The 21,843-nt window shown below is 65.0% G+C and carries 19 protein-coding genes; 12 read left to right on the top strand and 7 right to left on the bottom strand.

All coding sequences use genetic code 11. The annotated features are described in order from the left end of the window. The first annotated feature begins 38 nt into the window (after positions 1–38). Both obgE and AABA86_RS31265 read left to right on the top strand, forming a co-directional pair. Positions 39–1,079, top strand: coding sequence for a GTPase ObgE (obgE, locus tag AABA86_RS31270; protein WP_338309525.1), 1,041 nt, complete (start codon positions 39–41; stop codon positions 1,077–1,079). 224 nt (positions 1,080–1,303) lie between these two features. Then, a complete protein-coding gene (locus tag AABA86_RS31265; RefSeq protein ID WP_338309524.1) occupies positions 1,304–2,938 on the top strand; it encodes an alkaline phosphatase family protein in 1,635 nt (544 codons plus the stop codon). Between the two features lie 70 nt (positions 2,939–3,008). On the opposite strand, the gene AABA86_RS31260 is transcribed toward AABA86_RS31265, so the two are convergent. Then, positions 3,009–3,974 (bottom strand): Bug family tripartite tricarboxylate transporter substrate binding protein, encoded by a 966-nt coding sequence (locus tag AABA86_RS31260; RefSeq protein WP_338309523.1) that lies wholly within the window; start codon positions 3,972–3,974, stop codon positions 3,009–3,011. 205 nt (positions 3,975–4,179) lie between these two features. Between AABA86_RS31260 and proB the strand changes: the two genes are divergently transcribed. The 10 genes from proB to AABA86_RS31210 all read left to right on the top strand — a co-directional run bounded on the left by proB (position 4,180) and on the right by AABA86_RS31210 (position 13,988). Further along, positions 4,180–5,301: a glutamate 5-kinase gene (gene proB, locus AABA86_RS31255; protein ID WP_338309522.1), complete on the top strand. Its 1,122-nt coding sequence runs from the start codon at positions 4,180–4,182 to the stop codon at positions 5,299–5,301. Positions 5,302–5,541: 240 nt separating this feature from the next. After that, entirely contained in the window at positions 5,542–6,849 is a 1,308-nt protein-coding gene (locus AABA86_RS31250; protein WP_212252277.1) for a glutamate-5-semialdehyde dehydrogenase, read from the top strand. A gap of 22 nt (positions 6,850–6,871) precedes the next feature. Further along, on the top strand, positions 6,872–7,516 hold the full coding sequence (locus tag AABA86_RS31245; RefSeq protein ID WP_212252275.1) for a nicotinate-nucleotide adenylyltransferase: 645 nt from the start codon (positions 6,872–6,874) through the stop codon (positions 7,514–7,516). Between the two features lie 223 nt (positions 7,517–7,739). Next, the gene (gene rsfS, locus AABA86_RS31240; RefSeq protein ID WP_028139198.1) at positions 7,740–8,111 is read left to right on the top strand and encodes a ribosome silencing factor; all 372 of its coding nucleotides are present in this window, start codon (positions 7,740–7,742) and stop codon (positions 8,109–8,111) included. Positions 8,112–8,203: 92 nt separating this feature from the next. After that, entirely contained in the window at positions 8,204–8,686 is a 483-nt protein-coding gene (gene rlmH / locus AABA86_RS31235; protein ID WP_338309521.1) for a 23S rRNA (pseudouridine(1915)-N(3))-methyltransferase RlmH, read from the top strand. A 32-nt stretch (positions 8,687–8,718) separates the two neighbouring features. Next, positions 8,719–10,083 (top strand): murein hydrolase activator EnvC family protein, encoded by a 1,365-nt coding sequence (locus AABA86_RS31230; protein WP_338309520.1) that lies wholly within the window; start codon positions 8,719–8,721, stop codon positions 10,081–10,083. Continuing rightward, the gene (locus AABA86_RS31225; protein WP_212252269.1) at positions 10,080–11,438 is read left to right on the top strand and encodes a S41 family peptidase; all 1,359 of its coding nucleotides are present in this window, start codon (positions 10,080–10,082) and stop codon (positions 11,436–11,438) included. The genes AABA86_RS31230 and AABA86_RS31225 overlap by 4 nt, the downstream gene beginning before the upstream one ends. Before the next feature lie 171 nt (positions 11,439–11,609). Continuing rightward, positions 11,610–12,842: a divergent polysaccharide deacetylase family protein gene (locus tag AABA86_RS31220; RefSeq protein ID WP_338309519.1), complete on the top strand. Its 1,233-nt coding sequence runs from the start codon at positions 11,610–11,612 to the stop codon at positions 12,840–12,842. Positions 12,843–12,918: 76 nt separating this feature from the next. Continuing rightward, positions 12,919–13,425, top strand: a complete 507-nt coding sequence (locus tag AABA86_RS31215; RefSeq protein WP_212252265.1) for an RNA pyrophosphohydrolase — start codon at positions 12,919–12,921, stop codon at positions 13,423–13,425. Between the two features lie 62 nt (positions 13,426–13,487). Further along, positions 13,488–13,988, top strand: a complete 501-nt coding sequence (locus AABA86_RS31210; RefSeq protein ID WP_338309518.1) for an RNA pyrophosphohydrolase — start codon at positions 13,488–13,490, stop codon at positions 13,986–13,988. Positions 13,989–14,276: 288 nt separating this feature from the next. Here AABA86_RS31210 and AABA86_RS31205 read toward each other — a convergent pair whose 3' ends face one another. The 6 genes from AABA86_RS31205 to AABA86_RS31180 all read right to left on the bottom strand — a co-directional run bounded on the left by AABA86_RS31205 (position 14,277) and on the right by AABA86_RS31180 (position 21,219). After that, the gene (locus AABA86_RS31205) at positions 14,277–15,923 is read right to left on the bottom strand and encodes an adenylate/guanylate cyclase domain-containing protein (protein WP_338309517.1); all 1,647 of its coding nucleotides are present in this window, start codon (positions 15,921–15,923) and stop codon (positions 14,277–14,279) included. A gap of 162 nt (positions 15,924–16,085) precedes the next feature. Further along, complete coding sequence (locus AABA86_RS31200; RefSeq protein ID WP_212252259.1) at positions 16,086–16,493, bottom strand: F0F1 ATP synthase subunit epsilon; 408 nt, start codon at positions 16,491–16,493, stop codon at positions 16,086–16,088. A gap of 87 nt (positions 16,494–16,580) precedes the next feature. Continuing rightward, positions 16,581–18,023, bottom strand: coding sequence for a F0F1 ATP synthase subunit beta (atpD, locus tag AABA86_RS31195; protein WP_212252258.1), 1,443 nt, complete (start codon positions 18,021–18,023; stop codon positions 16,581–16,583). A 52-nt stretch (positions 18,024–18,075) separates the two neighbouring features. Further along, positions 18,076–18,951 carry a F0F1 ATP synthase subunit gamma gene (locus AABA86_RS31190; RefSeq protein ID WP_212252256.1) on the bottom strand — a complete coding sequence of 292 codons (876 nt, stop codon included), beginning with the start codon at positions 18,949–18,951 and terminating at the stop codon, positions 18,076–18,078. A 178-nt stretch (positions 18,952–19,129) separates the two neighbouring features. Next, positions 19,130–20,659 (bottom strand): F0F1 ATP synthase subunit alpha, encoded by a 1,530-nt coding sequence (atpA, locus tag AABA86_RS31185; RefSeq protein WP_212252254.1) that lies wholly within the window; start codon positions 20,657–20,659, stop codon positions 19,130–19,132. Further along, positions 20,659–21,219: a F0F1 ATP synthase subunit delta gene (locus AABA86_RS31180; RefSeq protein ID WP_212252252.1), complete on the bottom strand. Its 561-nt coding sequence runs from the start codon at positions 21,217–21,219 to the stop codon at positions 20,659–20,661. Before AABA86_RS31180 ends, atpA begins: the two co-directional genes overlap by 1 nt. Between the last annotated feature and the right edge of the window lie 624 nt (positions 21,220–21,843).

The following is a 21,843-nucleotide window of genomic DNA, read 5'->3' as shown; positions in this document are numbered from 1 at the left end:
GGGTTGCCGGAGGGGGCCGGCTGGCCTACCTATGGCCCATGAAATTCCTCGACGAAGCAAAGGTCTATATCCGCTCCGGTGACGGCGGGAACGGCTGCGTGGCGTTCCGCCGCGAGAAGTTCATCGAATTCGGCGGTCCCTCCGGCGGCAATGGCGGCCGCGGCGGTAACGTGATCATCGAGGTCGCCGATGGCCTCAACACGCTGATCGACTACCGCTACCAGCAGCACTTCAAGGCCCAGAAGGGCGAGAACGGCTCAGGTTCGGACCGCCACGGCGCCAACGGCAAGAACATCGTGCTGAAGGTCCCCGTGGGCACGCAGATCTTCGACGAGGACCGTGAGACCCTGATCCACGATTTCACTGATGTCGGCGAAAAGTTCGTGCTGGCCGAGGGCGGCAATGGCGGCTTCGGCAACGCGCATTTCAAGACCTCGACCAACCGCGCGCCGCGCAACGCCAATCCCGGCCAGGTCGGTGAAGAGCGCTGGATCTGGCTGCGGCTGAAGCTGATCGCGGATGCCGGCCTCGTCGGCATGCCCAATGCCGGCAAGTCGACCTTCCTGTCCAAGGTCAGCGCGGCGCGGCCCAAGATCGCCGACTATCCCTTCACCACGCTGCATCCGCAGCTCGGCGTCGTGAATGCCGACGGCCGCGAATTCGTGCTCGCCGACATTCCCGGCCTGATCGAGGGCGCGCATGAAGGCACCGGCCTCGGCGACCGCTTCCTCGGCCATGTCGAGCGCTGCCGCGTGCTCTTGCATCTGATCGACGCAACCTGCGAGCACGCCGGCAAGGCCTACAAGACGGTGCGCAAGGAGCTCGACGCCTATGGCGGGCTGCTCACGGACAAGATCGAGATCGTCGCGCTGAACAAGATCGACGCCGTCGAGCCGGACGAATTGAAGAAACAGAAGGACCGGCTGAAGCGCGCGGCCAAGAAGACGCCGCTGCTGATGTCGGGCATCACCGGCGATGGCGTCAAGGAAGCCCTGCGCGCGCTCGTCGAGGTGATCGGCGAGGCCCCGGTGTCGGCCAAGGCCAAGAGCGCCGCCGAAGCGGAGCCGTGGTCGGCGTAATTGTCGTCCCTGCGCACGCAGGGACCCATACCGCGTGATCTCTCGATGCGGATGGTTGTAGTCCCGAGCGACGAATCTTCGCCAAACCACTCCCTGTGGTTATGGGTCCCTGCTTTCGCAGGGACGACAGCGGAGTGTGAGACTACGGGCACGCGCGTCACTGGCTTGTCTTCGCTAGCGCGATAGCGCAGCATCAAACAATCAAGAAAATGCAGGGGCGAGGCATGGCGCGCGCGAAGAACGTTCTCTGGATCATGTGCGACCAGCTTCGCTATGATTATCTCGGCTGCACCGGCCATCCCACGTTGAAGACGCCGAACATCGACGCCATGGCCAAGCGCGGCGTGCTGTTCAGCAAGGCCTATGTGCAATCGCCGATCTGCGGTCCGTCGCGGATGTCGTTCTACACCGGCCGCTACATGCGCTCGCACGGCTCGCACTGGAACGGCTGGCCGCTGCGCGTCGGCGAGCCCACGCTCGGCGATCACCTCAAGAAGATCGGCGTGCGCAACGTGCTGGTCGGCAAGACCCACATGGCGCCCGATCTGGAAGGCATGAAGGCGCTCGGCATTCCCCCGGAATCGATGATCGGCGTGCATGTCTCCGAGTGCGGCTTCGAGCCCTATGAGCGCGACGACGGCCTGCATCCGACCGGACGACCGCGTCCGAAATACGACGAGTATCTGCGCAGCCAAGGTTTTGAAGCCACCAACCCCTGGGAGCATTGGGCCAATTCCGGCGCGGCGGAGGATGGTTCGTTGCAGAACGGCTGGCTGCTGGTGCATGCCGACAAGGCCGCGCGCGTGCCGGACGAACATTCCGAGACGCCCTACATGACGCGCCGCGCGATGGACTTCATCAACGAGGCCGAGACCGACGGCCGGCCCTGGTGCCTGCATCTGTCCTACATCAAGCCGCACTGGCCCTACATCGCGCCGGAGCCCTACGCCAGCATGTATTCGACCGACGACATGATCCCGGTGATCCGCTCCGAGCGCGAGCGGCAAAATCCCCATCCGGTGTTCGGCGCCTATATGGACATGCGCTACTCCCGCAACATGGCGCGCAATGATGCCCGCGAGAAGGTGATCCCGACCTATATGGGCCTGATCACCCAGATCGACGACCAGATGGGCGCGCTGATGAAGTTCTTAGGCGAACGCGATCTGCTGGACACCACCATGATCGTGTTCACCTCCGATCACGGCGATTATCTCGGCGATCACTGGATGGGTGAGAAGGACCTGTTCCACGAGCAGTCGGCAAAAATCCCGCTGATCATCATCGACCCCTCCAGGGAAGCCGACGCCACGCGCGGCACCCGCAGCGACGCGCTGGTTGAAGGCATCGATCTCGCGCCGACCTTCGTCGATTATTTCGGCGGCAAGGTGCCGGGCCACATCCTCGAAGGACGCTCGCTGTTGCCGCTGCTGCGCGGGCCGACGCCGTCCGATTGGCGCAAGGTCGCGTTCTCCGAATACGACTACGCCATGCAGGACGTGCGACTGAAGCTGAACCAGCCGATCGAGCGCTGCCGCCTGTTCATGGTGTTCGACGGCCGCTGGAAATACATCCACGCCTCCGGCTTCCGCCCGATGCTGTACGATCTCGAAACCGATCCGCAGGAGTTCGTCGATCGCGGTGACGACCCGGAGTGTGCCGCCGTCATCGCGCGGTTGCAGGCCGAGCTGTTCGACTGGGCGCTGCATCCGACCGGCCACATCACCACACCGCGCGAGAAGATCGCGGCCTATGCCGATAACCAGCTTCAGGTGAAGGGCGGCGTTTTGATCGGCATCTGGGATGAGACCGAGCTCGCGGCGATCAAGGACGGCATCGCGCAGCGCGCGAAGATGTGAGTGAGCAAAGCGAGGCTCTCTCCATTCGTCATGCCGGGCTTGACGGCTGAGTATGTGGCGCCATCGGAGTTCAATTCTCGATCTTGTATCCCGTCGCCTTCACGATTGGCTGCCACAACGCGATGTTCGCAGCGAGCTCCTTCGTCAATCCCTCCGGCGTCGAGCCGACCGGGATCAGGCCGATTGCGGTGAGCTTCTCCTTCACCTCGGGCTTGGCGAGCGCGGCGCTCGCGGCAGCTCCCAGCTTGCTCGCGAAGTCCGGCGGACTGCCGGCCGGAAGCCACATGCCGTACCAGGCGTCGGCAACGAGATCGATGCCGCTCTCTTTCAGCGTGGGCACCTCGGGCGCGAAGGGCGAGCGCTCCGCGCTCGACACCGCGATGATCCTCACGCCCTTGGCCCGATGCTGCGGTAGCGCGTCGGCCAGCGTGGTGATCCCGAACGAAATGTGGCCGCCGACGAGATCATTGAGGATCGGCGCGCTGCCGCGATAGGGCACGCGGGTCAGGGGAATGCCGAGATCCTTCTCGAGCTTGGAGCCCATGAAATGCGGAATGGTGCCGTTGCTCGGCACGCCGAACGAGGTCTTGTCCGGATGCGCCTTCAGCCACGCCACGAAGCTCTTGAAATCGGCGGCCTCGACCGCCGGGTTGATCACCAGCGCGAACTCGAACCGCGCCAGCAGCGACACCGGCACGAAATCCTTGTCGGTGTCGAAGCTTGGCGCCGTCTCCACCATCGGCAGCAGGTACATGGTCGGCCCCGTCGTCACCAGCACCATGCTGCCGTCCGGGCTCGCGCCCTTCACCGCTTTGATCCCGATCAGGCCATCGCCGCCGGTGCGGTTCTCGACCACGATGGTCCGTTGCAGCACCGGCGCCATCTCCTGGGCGATCAGCCGGCACAACGTGTCGCCGCCGGCCCCCGCCGCAAACGGAAAGATGATCTTGGTCAGCCCGGCCTGCGCTTGCGCCCCACCGGCCTGCGCCAGCAGCGGCAGGCCGAAACATCCGGCCATGAATGTACGGCGATCCATGCGTTTCCCCTTTGACCCCATTTTGGTTGGTATCAGTTAGGACCAGAGCAGCGCCCCGGACAAGGCCGGCATTTGCCGTTTACCATTCTGGCCGCCTTGCGCCGGCCATCGTCCTGCTGCAAAAGCGGGCCTATCGGCGCCGCTTCTCGCTCCGCCGTTTCCAACGCAGAGCAGATCGCCCAAGCGCGCCAACACACATACACACATGGCCAGCCCCGAACTCAGTCAATTCCGCCGCATCGTCGTCAAGGTCGGCTCCGCGCTGCTGGTCGATTCCGACAAGGGCGAGGTGCGGGCGTCCTGGCTCGCCGCGCTCGCCGACGACATGGCCAAGCTGCACGAGGAGGGGCGCGACGTGCTCGTCGTCTCCTCCGGCTCGATCGCGCTCGGCCGCAGCCGCCTCAAGCTGCCGCGCGGCCCGCTCAAGCTGGAAGAGAGCCAGGCCGCCGCCGCCGTCGGCCAGATCGCGCTGGCGCGGATCTGGTCCGAGGTGCTCGGGGCCCACGACATCGACGCCGGCCAGATCCTGGTGACGCCTGGGGACACCGAGGAGCGCCGCCGCTATCTCAACGCGCGCTCCACCATCGGCAAGCTGCTGGAGTGGCGCGCGATCCCCGTGATCAACGAGAACGACACGGTGGCGACCAACGAGATCCGCTACGGCGACAACGACCGCCTCGCCGCGCGCGTCGCCACCATGGCGAGCGCCGACTTGCTGGTGCTGCTGTCCGACATCGACGGGCTTTACGACGCCCCGCCGAAGAACAATCCGAACGCCAAGCTCATTCCGGTGGTCGAGAGCATCTCCTCGGAGATCGAAGCCGTGGCAGGCGATGCCGAGTCCGAGCTGTCGCGCGGCGGCATGCGCACCAAGGTCGAGGCCGCCAAGATCGCCACCACCGGCGGCACGCATATGCTGATCGCCTCCGGCAAAATCGAGCATCCCCTGCAGGCGATCGCCGACGGCGGCCGCTGCACCTGGTTCCTGACGCCGGCCAATCCCATCACCTCGCGCAAACGCTGGATCGCGGGCACGCTGGAGCCGAAGGGCACGCTGACCATCGATGCCGGCGCGGTGACCGCGCTGCGCGCCGGCGCCAGCCTGCTACCGGCCGGCGTGATCAAGGTCGAGGGCCAGTTCGCCCGCGGCGATGCCGTGGTCGTGCGCGGCCCCGATACCAGCGAGGTCGGCCGCGGCCTGATCGCCTACGATGCCGAGGTCGCCGAGCGGATCAAGGGCCGCTCCTCCCCGGACGTGATGGCCATCCTCGGCATCAGCGGGCGCTCGGAGATGATCCACCGTGACGATCTGGTGGTGGGCGGGTAAGACGCCGCCTCCGTCATTCCGGGACGGTCCGAAGGACCAGACCCGGAATCTCGAGATTCCGGGTTCGGTGCTGACGCACTGCCCCGGAATGACAGCGCAAGTAAGGTCCGCGGACAGCCGGGGCTGGATCAGTGGCCAAACGGCCTACTCACTCGCGGAGCCCTGCCATACCCTGCCCGCCCTTCGCAAAAGCGGGATTTCCGTGCTAGGACACCGCCTTAGCAGAAGGTTTTGACCCCCATGGCCGCCCCCCTCAAAGCCGTTGACGGCAACGCCGATCGGACTAGCGATCTCTTGGCCCTGATGTCCGATCTCGGGACCCGCGCCCGCGCTGCCGCGCGCGTGCTGGCGCTGGCGCCGCCGGAGCAGAAGAACCGGGCGCTCGAGGCCATGGAGCGGGCGATCCGCGCGAGCTCTGCGGCGATCCTTGCCGCCAATGCCGAGGACGTCGCGGAAGCCCGCGCCTCCGGCAATGCCACCTCCTCCTTCATCGACCGCCTGACGCTGACGCCGGCCCGCATCGAGGGCATGGCCGAGGGCATCGGCATCGTGCGCGGCATCGCCGATCCCGTCGGCATCGTCACCGAGAGCTGGCAGCGGCCGAACGGCATGACCATCGAACGCGTCCGCGTGCCGCTCGGCGTCGTCGGCGTGATCTTCGAGAGCCGGCCGAACGTTGCGGCCGACGCCGGCGTGCTGTGCCTGAAGTCAGGCAATGCCGTGATCCTGCGCGGCGGCTCGGACAGTTTTCGGTCCTGCCGCGCGATCCATGAATGCCTGGTACAGGGCCTGCGTGAAGCCGGCCTGCCCGAAGCTGCGATCACGCTGGTGCCGACGCGCGACCGCGCGGCGGTCGGCATGATGCTCTCTGGCCTGAACGGTACCGTCGACGTGATCGTGCCCCGCGGGGGAAAAAGCCTCGTCGCGCGCGTCGAGCAGGAAGCGCGCGTGCCGGTGTTCGCGCATCTCGAAGGCGTCAATCACGTCTATGTCGATGCCAGCGCCGACCTCGCCATGGCGAAGTCGATCGTGCTCAACGCAAAAATGCGCCGCACCGGGGTCTGCGGCGCGGCCGAGACGCTGCTGGTCGATCGCGCTGCGGCCGGCAAAACTCTGAAGCCGCTGGTCGAGATGCTGATCGAGGCCGGCTGCGAAGTGCGCGGCGACGAGACGGTGCAAGGAACGGATGCGCGCGTAAAGCCTGCAAACGAAGACGATTGGGACACCGAATATCTCGACGCGATCATCGCGGCAAAGGTCGTCGACGGCGTCGACGGCGCGATCGCACACATCCAGAACCACGGCTCGCATCACACCGATGCGATCGTGAGCGCGGATGAGGTGGCTGCGAAGAAATTCCTGAGCGAGGTCGATTCCGCGATCGTGCTGCACAACGCCTCGACGCAATTCGCCGATGGCGGCGAGTTCGGCTTCGGCGCCGAGATCGGGATTGCGACCGGCCGCTTCCACGCCCGCGGCCCGGTCGGGGCCGAGCAGCTGACGAGCTTCAAATATCGCGTTCACGGCACCGGACAGACACGGCCGTAAGTAACGTCGCGGGGCGCGGACATTGAGTAACAATTTCGTCGCCCCCCGCTTCTTCGCGCAGGCGATACCGCCCTACACCGAAGGCATGCGCATCGGCCTGCTCGGCGGCTCGTTCAATCCGCCGCACCAGGCGCATCGCGCGATCAGCCAGTTCGCGCTGAAGCGCCTTCAGCTCGACCGCGTGTGGTGGCTGGTGACGCCGGGCAATCCGCTGAAGGAGAACGGTAAGCTGCATGAGCTCGGCGCGCGCATGCAGGCCGCGCGCGACGTCGCCAACGATTCAAGGATCGAGGTCAGCTGTCTCGAATCCGTCATCCGCACGCGCTACACTATCGACACGATCAACACCTTGCGCCGCCGCCTCAGCGGCCTGCGCTTTGTCTGGATCATGGGCGCCGACAATCTCGCTCAATTCCATCGTTGGCAGCACTGGCGGCGCATCGCCGACCAGGTGCCGATTGCAGTCATCGACCGCCCGCCGCAGAGTTTTCGCGCCCTCGCCTCCCCCGCCGCCCAGGCGCTGGCACGCTATCGCCTGCCCGAGAACAAGGCAGCGCTGCTTGCGGATCAGCCGGCGCCGGCCTGGGTTTTCCTGACCGGAATGAAGCTGAATCTGTCCTCGACCGGCTTACGGAACCCGGACGGGAGCTGGAAAGGTACAATGTGAGGACGAGCGTGCAGATGTAGTATGGGTTTCGGGCTCTCTGGCATATTGAAACCCTTAACCCCACATGATGTAGTGTAACCAGTGAGCGCCGGATTCGGCGTTCGCGATACAGTGAAAGGAATGGTCCCTGACCGCATCTGTATTGTCCAAGTCAGCTTCAACCAAGTCTGTTTCACCCAAGGTTGCCAAGCCGACGCGTAAGACATCGACCAAAGCTGCGGCCTTGAAGGCGCAACCCGACGCCGACAAGACGCTGAGCCTGATCCTCTCCCGCCTCGATGACATGAAGGCGGAAGAGACGGTCACCATCGACCTTCGCGGCAAATCGGCGTACTCCGACTACATGATCGTCACCACCGGCCGGGTGAACCGGCACGTTGGCGCGATTGCGGAAAACGTCGCCAAGGGCCTCAAGGAAAACGGCATCAAGAACATCCATGTCGAGGGCTTGCCCAATTGCGACTGGGTGCTGATCGATTCCGGCGACGTGATCGTGCACGTGTTCAGACCCGAGGTCCGCGAGTTCTACAATCTCGAGCGGTTGTACACGCAGGGCCCAGGGGCTGCGAAGGCGATCGCGGCGAAGGCGATCTAGGCTCATCGAGCCGATTTCGAATCGGCTGACGCGCATGCTAGCGTCGCGCGCGCGCCATTTGCGCGCGGTCTTGAAAACACGACCCTGATATCATGCGCGTTGCTGTCATTGCGGTGGGCCGGCTGAAGCAGGGCCCCGAACGGGAGCTTGCCGACCGCTATTTCGAGCGGTTCGACGAGGCCGGCCGCAAGCTCGGATTCCGCGAACTCCTGGTCCACGAAATCTCCGAGAGCCGCGCGCGCGACGCCGCGACACGGATGACCGAAGAGGCGGCCGCGATCTCCGCGCAAATCCCGGCCAAATCGATCCTGGTGGCGCTGGACGAGCGCGGGCAAAATCTCGACTCCACCGTATTCGCACGGCATCTGTCGCGCTGGCGGGACGAAGGTGCCGGACATACTATCTTCGTGATCGGAGGGGCGGACGGACTTTCGCCCGAATTGCGCCGTAAGGCCAAGCTCGCGATCGCGTTCGGCTCTGCGACCTGGCCGCACCAAATGGTCCGCGTCATGCTTCTGGAACAGCTTTATCGGGCCGCCACCATTCTGGCCGGCCACCCCTATCACCGCGCGTGATGCGCGCCACAACGAGCACCTTTGCCGACACGATGCGAGCGCCGCTCCTCAACCTGTTGCTGATCACAAGCGTTGCCGGCGCAAGCCTCGCGCAAGCTCAGACGCAAGGTCAGTCAGTTGCGCCCGCGCCGCAGACCGCCGCCGTCTCGCCCGACGCCATCAAGCAGCGCGAGCAGGAGCTGGAAGCCGCGCGCGCCAGGCAGAAGAGCGCGGAAGAGGCCCAGGCCAAGCTCAAGGCCGAGATCACCTCGATCGGCCAGGACCGTACCCAGCTCAATCAGCAGCTGATCGACACCGCCGCCAATGTGCGCAGCGTCGAGACCAAGATCGACGAGACTGAAGCCCGGCTGCGCGCGCTCAACGGACGCGAGCAGGCGATGCGCAGCTCGCTCGATTCGCGCCGTGCCGACATCGTCGAGGTGCTGGCGGCGTTGCAGCGGGCCGGACGGCGCACGCCGCCGGCGCTGCTGGTGCGGCCGGAAGATGCGCTGCAATCACTGCGCACGGCGATGCTGCTCGGCGCCGTGGTGCCGGAGCTGCGCGGCCGCGCCGAGAAGATCGCAAGCGAGCTCGGCGAGCTCGTGGCCTTGCGCAAGACCATCGCCACCGAGCGCGACCAGCTCGCCTCCGACCGCGACAAGGTCAGGAGCGACCAGACCCGGCTCACCGCCCTCGTCGACGAGCGGCAGCGCCAGCAGGCTTCGCGCGAAAAGGACCTCGATGCCGAGAATTCGCGCGCCATCGCGCTTTCGAGACAGGTCGGCGATCTCCAGGGCCTGATCACCAAGATGGAGCAGGATCTGCAGAGCGCCGCCAAGGCCGCCGAGAAGGCAGCCGAGGCTGCAAGGCAGGCCGAGGCGAAGGCGGCCGCCACCGAGGCCAAGGCGGCGGCCAGCGCCAGCGCCAAATCCGGCCCCGGCGTGTTCAAGGACCGGTCCCGGACCACCCCCGCGATCGTCTTTGCCTCCGCCAAGGGTCTCCTGCCTCTTCCGGTTAACGGTAACAAGATCAGGGATTTCGGCGGTTCCGACGGGGTCGGCGGGGTCCAGAAGGGCATTTCGCTGGCGACCAAGCCCGGCTCCCAGGTCACAACGCCGTGTGACGGCTGGGTGGTCTATTCAGGCCCGTTCCGCAGCTATGGACAACTCTTGATCCTCAACGCCGGGGGCGGGTATCATGTCCTGATCGCCGGGATGGAGCGCATTTCGGTCAACATCGGACAGTTTGTGCTCACGGGGGAGCCGGTCGCGACGATGGGGTCGACCTCTCAGGTCGCTTCCATTCTTGCGACGAACGCGAGTCAACCTGTGCTGTATGTCGAGTTCCGTAAGGACGGCACTCCAATCGATCCAGGCCCATGGTGGGCCGCAAATGAAGGCGAGAAGGTTCGCGGATGATGCGCAAGACTTCAGTAATCCTCCTCAGCGCGGCCACCGGCGCGGCGCTGATGCTGTTCGTGACCCAGCCGCGCGCGGTGTTCATGGGCTCCAGCGCGCGAGCCGCCACTGCAGACACCTATCGCCAGCTCAATCTGTTCGGTGACGTCTTCGAGCGCGTGCGCTCCGACTATGTCGAGAAGCCCGACGACACCAAGCTGATCGAATCCGCCATCAGCGGCATGCTCACCGGCCTCGATCCGCATTCGAGCTACATGGATGCCAAGAGCTTCCGCGACATGCAGGTGCAGACCCGCGGTGAGTTCGGCGGCCTCGGCATCGAGGTCACGATGGAAGACGGCCTGATCAAGGTGGTCTCGCCGATCGACGACACCCCGGCTTCGCGCGCCGGCGTCATGGCCAACGACATCATCACCAATCTCGACGACGAGGCGGTGCAGGGCCTGACCCTGAACCAGGCGGTCGAGAAGATGCGCGGCCCCGTCAACACCAAGATCAAGCTCAAGATCATCCGCAAGGGCCAGGACAATCCGATCGACGTCACCCTGGTGCGCGACAACATCCGCGTCCGCTCGGTGCGCGCGCGCGTCGAGGCCGACGACATCGCCTATATCCGCATCACCACCTTCAACGAGCAGACCACCGAAGGCCTGAAGCGCGAGGTCGCCAGCCTCTCGAATCAGATCGGCGACAAGCTGAAGGGCTACATCATCGACCTCCGCAACAATCCGGGCGGCCTGCTCGAGGAAGCGGTCACCGTGTCCGACTCGTTCCTGGAGAAGGGCGAGATCGTGTCGACCCGCGGCCGCAATGCCGAGGAGACCCAGCGTCGCACCGCGCATTCGGGCGATCTGACCAAGGGCAAGCCGGTCATCGTGCTGGTCAATGGCGGCTCGGCCTCGGCGTCGGAGATCGTCGCCGGCGCGCTGCAGGACCACAAGCGCGCGACCATCGTCGGCACGCGCTCGTTCGGCAAGGGCTCGGTGCAGACCATCATCCCGCTCGGAAGCGGCAATGGCGCGCTGCGGCTGACCACGGCGCGCTACTACACGCCGTCGGGCAAGTCGATCCAGGCCAAGGGCATCGTGCCCGACATCGAAGTGCTGCAGGACGTGCCGGACGAGCTGAAGTCGCGCACCGACACCAAGGGCGAGGCTTCGCTGCGCGGCCATCTCAAGAACGACGGCGACGAGAAGACCGGCTCGCAGTCCTACGTCCCGCCGGACGCCAAGGACGACAAGGCGCTCAAGCTCGCCGACGACCTGCTCCACGGCATCAAGAACAGCGCCTCCGCCGCGCCCACCCCGGGCAGCGACAACAAGACCACGACCGACAAGCCCAAGGCGGCGAACTAAGTCGGCGAACTAAGTCGGCGAACCAAGGCGGCGCATCGCGCGATCTGACGAAAGGGGCGGCTCCAGGAGCCGCCCTTTTTGCTTGGAACTCATGCCATCCCCGGCCTATCCCGGCCTGCCGTCGCTTGACCCCGGCGTGGTATCGTCATTGGCAGTGATTCGGGATCGCGCATGACTGAAACGGCCGATGATCTGAGCGCCCCGCTCGGACAGGACAAGCCGCGCCGGAAACGCCGGCTGCGGCTGCCGTTCACGGCCATGCAGGTGCTCGCCGTGCTGCTCGGCCTGTTCCTCCTCACCTTTGCCGGCTTCGCCATCTTCAACAAGGATCCGCTCGGCGGCGAGCCGATGACGCGGATCGCCATCAGCGAGAAGGGCGCCGACAAGGCTGCCAACGAGAAGCCCGCCGCCGGCCAGGACAGCAAGCCAGCTAGCAAGCAGGACGGCAAGCACGACAGCCAGGAGGCGCCGAAGCAGGCCGCCCCCGGCGAGCAGAAGACCGTCACCATGATCGACGGCTCCACCGGCGCCCGCCACGACGTGGTGATCGGCGAGGACGCAGGCGACAAGGCCGGGGCCGCTTCGGCCCCGCCGCCGGTCATGGCCGGGATCAATCCGAAGCTGCTGGAGAAGTCACGCTACGGCATGATCCCGGTGGTCGCCGACGGGCTGAAGCCGTTCAACGTCTATGCGGCGGACGCCGATCGCGCCAAGGCCGCCAAGATGCCCGTGGTCGCCATCGTGATCGGCGGCCTCGGCGTCGGCGCCGCCAAGACCACCGATGCCATCATGAGGCTGCCGGCGGCGGTGACGCTGGCTTTCACGCCCTATGGCACCGATCCCGGCAAGCTCGCCGAACGGGCCCGCGCGCAGCGCCACGAGATCTTCCTCCAGATCCCGATGGAGCCCTACGACTTCCCCGACAATGATCCGGGACCGCAGACGCTGCTGACCTCGCTCAGCGCCGACCAGAACATGGACCGCCTGTACTGGCATTTCAGCCGGATGCAGGGCTATGCCGGCATCACCAATTTCATGGGCGCCCGCTTCATCGCGACGGAGCCGGCGATGCAGCCGATCATCCGCGAGGCGGCCAAGCGCGGCCTCGGCTTCTTCGACGACGGCTCCTCGCCCCGCAGCATCGCAGTCCAAGCCGCGGCGAACCAGACCATGCCGTTCGGCAGGGGCGACATCGCGATCGACGTGGTGCCGACCCCGACCGAGATCGACCGCGCCCTGAACAAGCTCGAATCGACGGCCCGCGAGCGCGGCGCGGCTGTCGGCACGGCTAGCGCCCTTCCCGTCTCGATCGAGCGCATCGGCGCCTGGACCAAGACATTGGGCGACCGAGGTATCCTTTTGGTGCCATTGACAACCGCGATGCTGAAATCAAAATCCAGCTAAATCAACGGATTGGTACGGCACGGGTCCCGCGGGACCGGTCAAGCCGCAACCAGCAGCATGCGAGAGGTCTGGCGGAATGGCGCGTTACGAGGATCTGCCCTACCGGACCTGCGTCGGTGTGATGCTGATCAACACAGAGGGACTGGTGTTCATCGGCCGCCGCGCCGGCGGCATCGAGCATGTCGACGACACCCATGTCTGGCAGATGCCGCAAGGCGGCGTCGATCCCGGCGAGGACACCTGGGATGCCGCGAGGCGCGAGCTCTACGAGGAGACCAGCGTGCGCTCGGTCGAGCGGCTCGGCGAGGTCCCGGACTGGCTCACTTACGACATTCCGCGCACGGTCGCCGGGCGCGCCTGGAAGGGCCGCTACCGCGGCCAGCGCCAGAAATGGTACGCGGTGCGCTTCACCGGCAAGGACAGCGAGATCAATGTCGAGAGGCCCGGCGGCGGCGGCCACAAGGCCGAATTCGTGAACTGGCGCTGGGAACCGATGAAGAATCTGACCGGGCTGATCATTCCTTTCAAGCGCCCGGTCTATGAGCGCGTGGTGCAGGAATTTTCCGCGCTGGCAGACCAATAAATCGAATTGTCGTCCCGGCTTCGGTGCTAATGCACCCGGGAATGACGATGAGAGATTTACGCGTGACGAATGAAAAGCCCTACCGCCCCAACGTGGGGATCGCTCTCTTCAACACCGAAGGCCGCGTGCTGATCGGCCACCGCTTCAAGGGCGACGGACCCGAGATCATCCTGCCCGGGCTCGACTGGCAGATGCCGCAGGGCGGCGTCGACGACGGCGAGAATTTGCGCGATGCCGCGCTGCGCGAGCTCTGGGAGGAGACCAGCGTCAAGAGCGCGGACTATCTCGGCGAGACCGACTGGCTCACCTACGAATTCCCGCCCTATGACGGACCGCAGACGCATCGGCTGGCCAAGTTTCGCGGCCAGCGGCAAAAATGGTTCGCCCTGCGCTTCATCGGCAAGGATGACGAGATCGACCCGCTGACGCCGCGCAACGGCCAGCCCGCAGAGTTCGACGCCTGGCGCTGGGAACGCCTCGACCGCGTCGCCGACGTCGTGGTGCCGTTCCGGCGTGAGGTTTATCAGGCCGTCGCACAGCAGTTCGCGGCCTTCGCGAGCTAAAACTGCGAAAACAACCCCATGCACAGTAGAATGGGGTTGAAATGGTTGAAGAATTTTTGCCGGCGGTTTGCATGTGAGGGGGCACCAGATCTCTCATTCCCTCCCCCTTGTGGGGGAGGGGCAGGGAGGGGGGTGCCACACGGGGACTCTATCGATCGCGCACGCGCTTGTGCGTCATCAACAACGGGCACCTCTTGCTGGGCCACCCCTCTCCCTAGCCCTCCCCCACAAGGGGGGAGGGAACGCACCTTTGTTGGCGCGTTCGTCGGGCCCAATCAGAGCAAGCCCCTAATTGATCGGTCCCACCGTGAACGGCCCGATCGCAATCACGTGGCAATCGCTGTCGCGCTTGGCGCAGTCGGCGAGTGCGGAGGTGACGGCGGCCTGCTCGTCGGCGGACTTGAGGCCGAGGCCCGGCCGGCCCGCGGTGCCGACCGCGACCGCGTTCCAGCCCATGGCGTCACCGAGCTTGCGCACGACCTCGCCGCGCGCATCCGCCATGATCGAGGCGTTGGAGGCGGCATTGAAGAAGCCGGTGATCCTGAACAGCGTCGGGATCGGCACGACGAAATTGTCGTCGATCGCGACCACGAGGCACGCCACGCCGGCAATCGCGCCGCACGATTCCAGCGAACGGCGCGCTGCATCTTCGGCGGACGAGGCGCCGAGCACCATGAAATATTGTCCGCCGGGGCCGAGCGCGACCGAGCGGGATTTCGCCGCCGGCACGAACATATTCTCGAGCCGGACCTTTTGCGGTTCGCGCACCATCGGAAACTCCTTCGATGCGAAGCTCCGCTCGGTCATGGCGTCGTGCCTGAAATAGGGAGACGGCGGCATCGGCGGCTTGCCGTGCGTGTAGACGACGTTGTTGCCGACCGCATAGAGCTCGCAGCGCCGCGGCGATTGCGCGGCATCGGCGCGCTTCTGGCACTGCTCGAGCGCGGTGTTGCGCGCGGCCTCCTCGTTCGGCTGGTTCAGGGCCGAGCCGGTGAAGCCGCCGACATTGAGCGCGAAGGCCTTGTAGTCGCCGGCGGTGGAATAGTCTCCGGCAAGAAAGGTGCGGACGCGCTCGTTGATGAAGGGCACGCTGTCGGCCGCAAACTTGCCCGCTATCGGCGCGGCCGAGGGTGACGGCGCAGGCATCGGCGCCATCGCAGCGCCAGCATTCTGCGGCGCCATCGGCAACATCGGCGCCTTGGCGAGCTGGGTCGGCGCGGAGCTCGGCTCCGCGCTTGGTGCTGCGGCCGGAGTCGCCGCGACATTCGCCGTCTGCTTGAGCTTGGTGTTGTAGAGGAGGCCGGTGACGCCGATGGCGACGGTCGAGACGACCGCGACCACCAGCGGCCACATCCACACCGGCGCCGCGGCGAGCTTTGAGCCCGCCTTCTTCAGCTGCGGCTTGGTATAGCTGCCGTCCTCGCGCCGCATCGCCACCATGTAGGCATGCACCGGCGTCGGGATGTTCTTGACTTCCTGCGCGCCGATATCGGCGAACTGCACCGAGAGCTTGTTGGCGACCTGCTCATGCACCGCGCGCGAGACGCAGATGCCGCCGACCTCGGCGAGTCCCTCCAGGCGCGCGGCGATGTTGACGCCGTCGCCGAGCAGATCGCCGTCGCGCTCGACCACGTCACCGATGGTGATGCCGATGCGGAACGACATCTGCCGGCTCGGCGGATAGGCCATATTGCGGGTCCGCAGGGATTCCTGGATGTCGATCGCGCAACGCACCGCATCGACCGCGCTCGGGAATTCCGCGAGCACGGCATCGCCCGCCGTATTGAAGATGCGTCCGCCGGCCCTCGCGATGAAATCGTCGACGACCTCGCGATAGGAGGCCAGACGCCGCAGCGTCTCCTCCTCGTCTTCGGCAACCAGTCTCGAATAACCGGCAATATCGGCTGCGAAAATCGCTGCGATCTTGCGTTTCATCTGCGACCCGCCCCGGGAACAAATTCGCAAGGCAGAATGCCGTTATCGGCGGCGCGGTGCAACAAAGTTTCAGCGCCCGCCACGGGTGTGACGAGCGCTGCACTTGGCCAGGGAATGTGTTGCAGGATTTCTCGTTCGAGCCCCGGAGCGGTGCCCCGGGGCTTAGTGCATAGCCGTCGAGCTGAGCTGCTGCTGGATGCTCTTGAAGTGGTCGAGCCGCTCGATCGCCTGATCGAGCTCGCCGCCTTCGTGCTCCTTCAGCCCCTCTTCCATCTCCGAGACGGTCGCAGCGAACTGGGCGCGGTCGAGCTCGGCCAGCGACGTCGCGACGTCGGCGAGCACGGTCAAGCCCTTTTCGGAGACTTCGGCAAGGCCGCCGAGCACGATGATCTTCTCGTGCTTGCCGCCGGTGGTGATGGTGAGGATGCCCGGACGGATCGCAGCCACGACCGGCGCATGTCCTGCCAGCACGCCGAAATCACCCTCGACGCCGGGGATGTCGACCTGATCGACCTCGCCCGAGAAGGCGAGCTTTTCCGGAGAGACGAGATCGAAGTGGAAGGTGGCCATAACAAACCTGCGAATGGTGAGTAGCGAATGGCGAGTGGTTGAAACAGGGAGCAGCTATTCGCCACTCCCTATTCGCTATTCGCCAGCTCAGGCGGCTTCCGCCGCCAGCTTCTTGCCCTTCTCGACGGCTTCTTCGATCGTGCCGACCATGTAGAAGGCGGCTTCGGGCAGGTGGTCGTACTTGCCTTCCACCAGGCCCTTGAAGCCCTTGATGGTGTCGGCGAGCTCGACGAACTTGCCCGGCGATCCCGTGAAGATTTCGGCGACGAAGAACGGCTGCGACATGAAGCGCTCGACCTTGCGGGCGCGCGCCACCGTCAGCTTGTCCTCTTCCGAAAGCTCGTCCATGCCGAGAATGGCGATGATGTCCTGGAGCGCCTTGTAGCGCTGCAGCACCTGCTGGACCTGACGGGCAACCGCGTAGTGCTCCTCGCCGACGACCAGCGGGGAGAGCATGCGCGAGGTCGAGTCGAGCGGATCCACCGCGGGGTAGATGCCCTTTTCGGCGATCGAGCGCGACAGCGTGGTGGTCGCGTCAAGATGCGCGAACGAGGTCGCGGGCGCCGGGTCGGTCAAGTCGTCGGCCGGAACGTAGATGGCCTGCACCGAGGTGATCGAACCCTTCTGCGTGGTGGTGATGCGCTCCTGCAGCGCGCCCATGTCGGTCGCGAGCGTCGGCTGATAACCCACCGCCGAAGGAATACGGCCGAGCAGCGCCGACACTTCCGAGCCGGCCTGGGTGAAGCGGAAGATGTTGTCGACGAAGAACAGCACGTCCTGGCCCTTGTCGCGGAAGTCTTCCGCGATGGTGAGGCCGGTGAGCGCGACGCGGGCGCGCGCGCCCGGCGGCTCGTTCATCTGGCCGAACACCAGCGCGCACTTCGACTTCACGTTCGGATCCGGATTCTTCGGATCGGCGTTGACCTTGGACTCGATGAACTCGTGATAGAGGTCGTTGCCCTCGCGGGTGCGCTCGCCGACGCCGGCGAACACGGAGTAACCGCCGTGCGCCTTCGCGACGTTGTTGATCAGCTCCTGAATCAGCACGGTCTTGCCGACGCCGGCGCCGCCGAACAGGCCGATCTTGCCGCCCTTGGCGTAGGGAGCCAGGAGATCGACGACCTTGATGCCGGTGACCAGAATCTCAGCTTCGGTCGACTGGTCGGTATAGCTCGGCGCGTCCTGGTGGATGGCGCGCAGGCCTTCGGACTTGACCGGGCCGGCTTCGTCGATCGGCTCGCCGATGACGTTGATGATGCGGCCGAGCGTGCCTTCGCCGACGGGAACGCGGATCGGCGAACCGGTGTCAGTCACTTCCTGGCCGCGGACCAGACCTTCGGTCACGTCCATCGCGATCGTGCGCACGGTGGATTCACCGAGATGCTGCGCAACTTCCAGCACGAGGCGGATGTTGCCGTTCTTGGTTTCCAGCGAATTGAGAATGGCCGGGAGGTGGCCCTCGAACTGAACGTCGACGACGGCGCCCATGACCTGGGTGACGCGACCGACCGGGTTAGCTGCTGTAGCCATGAAGCTCTCCTTCGAAATTCTTTACTTGAACGACCGTCGTTGAGTTCGTGCGTCAGACCGCCTCGGCGCCGGAGATGATCTCGATCAGCTCCTTGGTGATCTGGGCTTGACGGGTTCGGTTGTAGATCTGGGTTTGCTTGCGGATCATTTCGCCGGCGTTGCGGGTGGCGTTGTCCATCGAGCTCATCTGCGCGCCGTAGAACGAAGCGTTGTTCTCGAGCAGCGCGCGGAAGATCTGCACCGCGATGTTGCGCGGCAGCAGGCCCGAAAGGAGTTCGTCCTCCTCCGGCTCATATTCGTAGGACGTCGTCGGCGCGTTCGCCGCCTTCTCTTCCACGACCAGCGGAATGATCTGCTGCGCGGTCGGGATCTGGGCGATCACCGACTTGAACTGCGCGTAGAACAGCGTGCAGACGTCGAACTCGCCGTTCTCGAAACGGGCCAGCACCTTCTTGGCGATGTCCTCGGCGTTGACGAAACCGAGCTGACGAACGCTGCGCAAATCGAGATGCTCGACGATCTGCTTGTCGAACAGGCGGCGGAGCTGCTCGTAACCCTTGCGGCCGACGCAGAAGAATTTGACTTCCTTGCCCTGCGCCATCAGCGCCTGGGCACGCTCGCGCGCGAGGCGCACGATCGAGGAGTTGAAGGCACCGGACAGGCCGCGCTCGCCGGTGCAGACCAGCAGCAGGTGGACCTGGTCCTTGCCGGTGCCGGCAAGCAGCGCCGGCGCGCCGGGCGAACCGGCGGCAGCGCTGGCGATGTTGGAGATCACCGCGCTCATCTTGTCGGCATAGGGGCGCGCCGCTTCGGCCGCCTGCTGGGCGCGGCGCAACCTGGACGCAGCGACCATCTGCATGGCCTTGGTGATCTTTTGCGTCGCCTTGGTGGAGGCGATGCGCACGCGCATGTCTTTAAGTGACGCCATTCTTCGTTCACCCCGGCGGTTCGATCTCTTGGATCAAGCCGCTAGCCTATCCCAGTCGTCATGCCCGGGCTCGTCCCGGGCATCCACGTGCCGCCTCACACGTCGCTAGACGTGGATGGCCGGGACTTCAATTGCGAAGACGCGCTTCGCGCTTTAGCCCGGCCGCGACGGTTCTCTCTTACGCGAAGCTCTTCGCAAAACCTTCGACAACCGACTTCAGCTTGGCAGCCACGTCGTCGGAGAGGTCGCGGGTGTCGCGGATCGAATTGAGGATCTCGACGTTCTTGCCGCGCAGCAGCGACAGCAGGCCGTCCTCGAACGCGCGCACCTTGTTGACCGGGAGCGGATCGAGATAGCCGTTGGTGCCGGCCCAGATCACGCAGACCTGCTCTTCCATCTTCAGCGGCGCGAACTGCGGCTGCTTCAGGAGCTCGGTCAGGCGCGAGCCGCGGTTCAGCAGGCGCTGGGTCGAGGCGTCGAGGTCGGAGCCGAACTGCGCGAACGCCGCCATTTCGCGGTACTGCGCGAGCTCGCCCTTGATCTTGCCGGCGACCTTCTTGGTGGCCTTGGTCTGCGCCGAGGAGCCGACGCGCGACACCGACAGACCGACGTTCACCGCGGGACGGATGCCCTGGAAGAACAGGTCGGTTTCCAGGAAGATCTGACCGTCGGTGATCGAGATGACGTTGGTCGGAATGTAGGCCGACACGTCGTTGGCCTGGGTTTCGATGACCGGCAGTGCCGTCAGCGAGCCCGAGCCCTGGTCCTTGTTCAACTTCGCCGCGCGCTCGAGCAGGCGGGAGTGCAGATAGAACACGTCGCCGGGATAGGCTTCGCGGCCTGGCGGGCGGCGCAGCAGCAGCGACATCTGGCGGTAGGCGACGGCCTGCTTGGACAGATCGTCATAGATGATGACGGCGTGCATGCCGTTGTCGCGGAAATACTCGCCCATGGTGCAGCCGGTGAACGGCGCGATGTACTGCATCGGCGCCGGATCCGACGCGGTGGCGGCGACGATGATCGAATATTCGAGCGCGCCCTGCTCTTCCAGCACCTTCACGAACTGGGCGACGGTCGAACGCTTCTGGCCGACCGCGACGTAGACGCAGTACAGCTTGATGTTCTCGTCGGGCTGCGCGTTGAGCGGCTTCTGGTTCAGGATGGTGTCGAGCGCGATCGCGGTCTTGCCGGTCTGACGGTCGCCGATGATCAGCTCGCGCTGGCCACGACCGATCGGGATCAGGGCGTCGATCGCCTTGAGGCCGGTCGCCATCGGCTCGCTCACCGACTTGCGCGGGATGATGCCGGGCGCCTTGACGTCGACGCGCATGCGCTTGTCGGCCTGGATCGGGCCCTTGCCGTCGATCGGATTACCGAGACCGTCGACGACGCGGCCGAGCAGGCCCTTGCCGACCGGCGCGTCCACGATGGCGCGGGTGCGCTTGACGGTCTGGCCTTCCTTGATCTCACGGTCGCCGCCGAAGATCACGACGCCGACGTTGTCGGTTTCGAGGTTCAGCGCCATGCCGCGGGTGCCGTTCTCGAACTCGACCATTTCGCCGGCCTGGACGTTGTCCAGACCGTAGACGCGAGCGATACCGTCGCCGACGGACAGCACCTGTCCGACTTCGGAGACTTCAGCTTCCTGGCCGAAATTCTTGATCTGGTCCTTGAGGATCGCGGAAATTTCCGCGGCGCGGATGTCCATCAGCCTGCCTCTTTCATCGCGTGCTTGATCGAATTGAGTTTGGTGCGAAGCGAACTATCGATCATGCGGCTGCCGAGCTTGACGACGAGGCCACCGATGATCGAGGGATCGACATTCACGTTGAGCGCGACGTCCTTGCCGGTCACCGACTTCAGGGCAACCTTGAGGGCGTCGAGATTCTTGTCCGAAAGCGTTTCCGCCACGGTGACGTCGGCCGTCACCTCGCCCTTGAACCTGGCAACCAGGGCGCGGTAGGCGCGAATGACGTCAGTCACCACGAACAGGCGGCGATTGGCGGTCAGGACCTTCAGGAAATTGGCGGAGATGCCGGCGATGCCGGCCTTGGCCAGCACGGCCGAGAGGGCCCTGGACTGGGCATCGGCTGCGAAAACCGGGCTGCGGACGAGGCGCTTCAGATCGGCGCTCTCATTCAGCATGGCCTCGAATTTCTCGAGATCGGCTTTGACCTCGTCGACCACTTTCTGGTCGCGGGCCAGTTCAAACAAGGCCGTTGCATAACGGCCGGACACACCTGAAACGGACGTATCTTCTGCAGCCACAGACGCGCTCTTTTTGCTGTCAAACTCGCAAGGGAAAAACCGTCGCCACAAAGCGGCGCCAAGCGATCCAAGCCCTTGGAATTCAAGCGGGACTTCGATTTCCGGCCGGCACGGGACGTGCCGGATCCGTTAAAATCGCGGCTTTGCTAACATAGCAGGCGCGCAGGTGCAACATGACGCCAAATTAAAGGCACCGGGTTCTGTCGCAGTTCGTCGCACGCCGGATGCAGCGATCGCCACCGATACGACCACCGTATCCAAGGACTGATCAAGAACTTGATCAAGTCCTTGGGTGACGAGGTGCCGCCTCGCGGAATTGTCGCGCGGGACTTCAGCGCGGCCCCCCTGTTGGTTCCTGCCCTCAGCGCATAGCGGCCATGAACACGGATCGCAGAGGTGTGATTCCGGCCTCGTCAGCTCCACTCGCCGAATACTTACCCAATTCTAAACGCTCGCGGCGATGACTTCGTTTTACAGTATTCATAAGTAATTCATAAGTTAACAAATCGTTAAAGGCGAAGATTACGGAACATCGTCTGAATATCTGGTCCCGGTAACAAGATATTACATGACGACACAGAATGGATTTACTGCCCAATTCACGCCTCATTAGGAATCGAAACG

The sequence above is a fragment of the Bradyrhizobium sp. TM233 genome (genome assembly GCF_036247965.1).
Classification (GTDB): Bacteria; Pseudomonadota; Alphaproteobacteria; order Rhizobiales; family Xanthobacteraceae; genus Bradyrhizobium; species Bradyrhizobium ottawaense.
The sequence above is the reverse complement of the archived record's forward strand: the minus strand, read 5'-3'. Positions and strand labels throughout refer to the sequence as shown.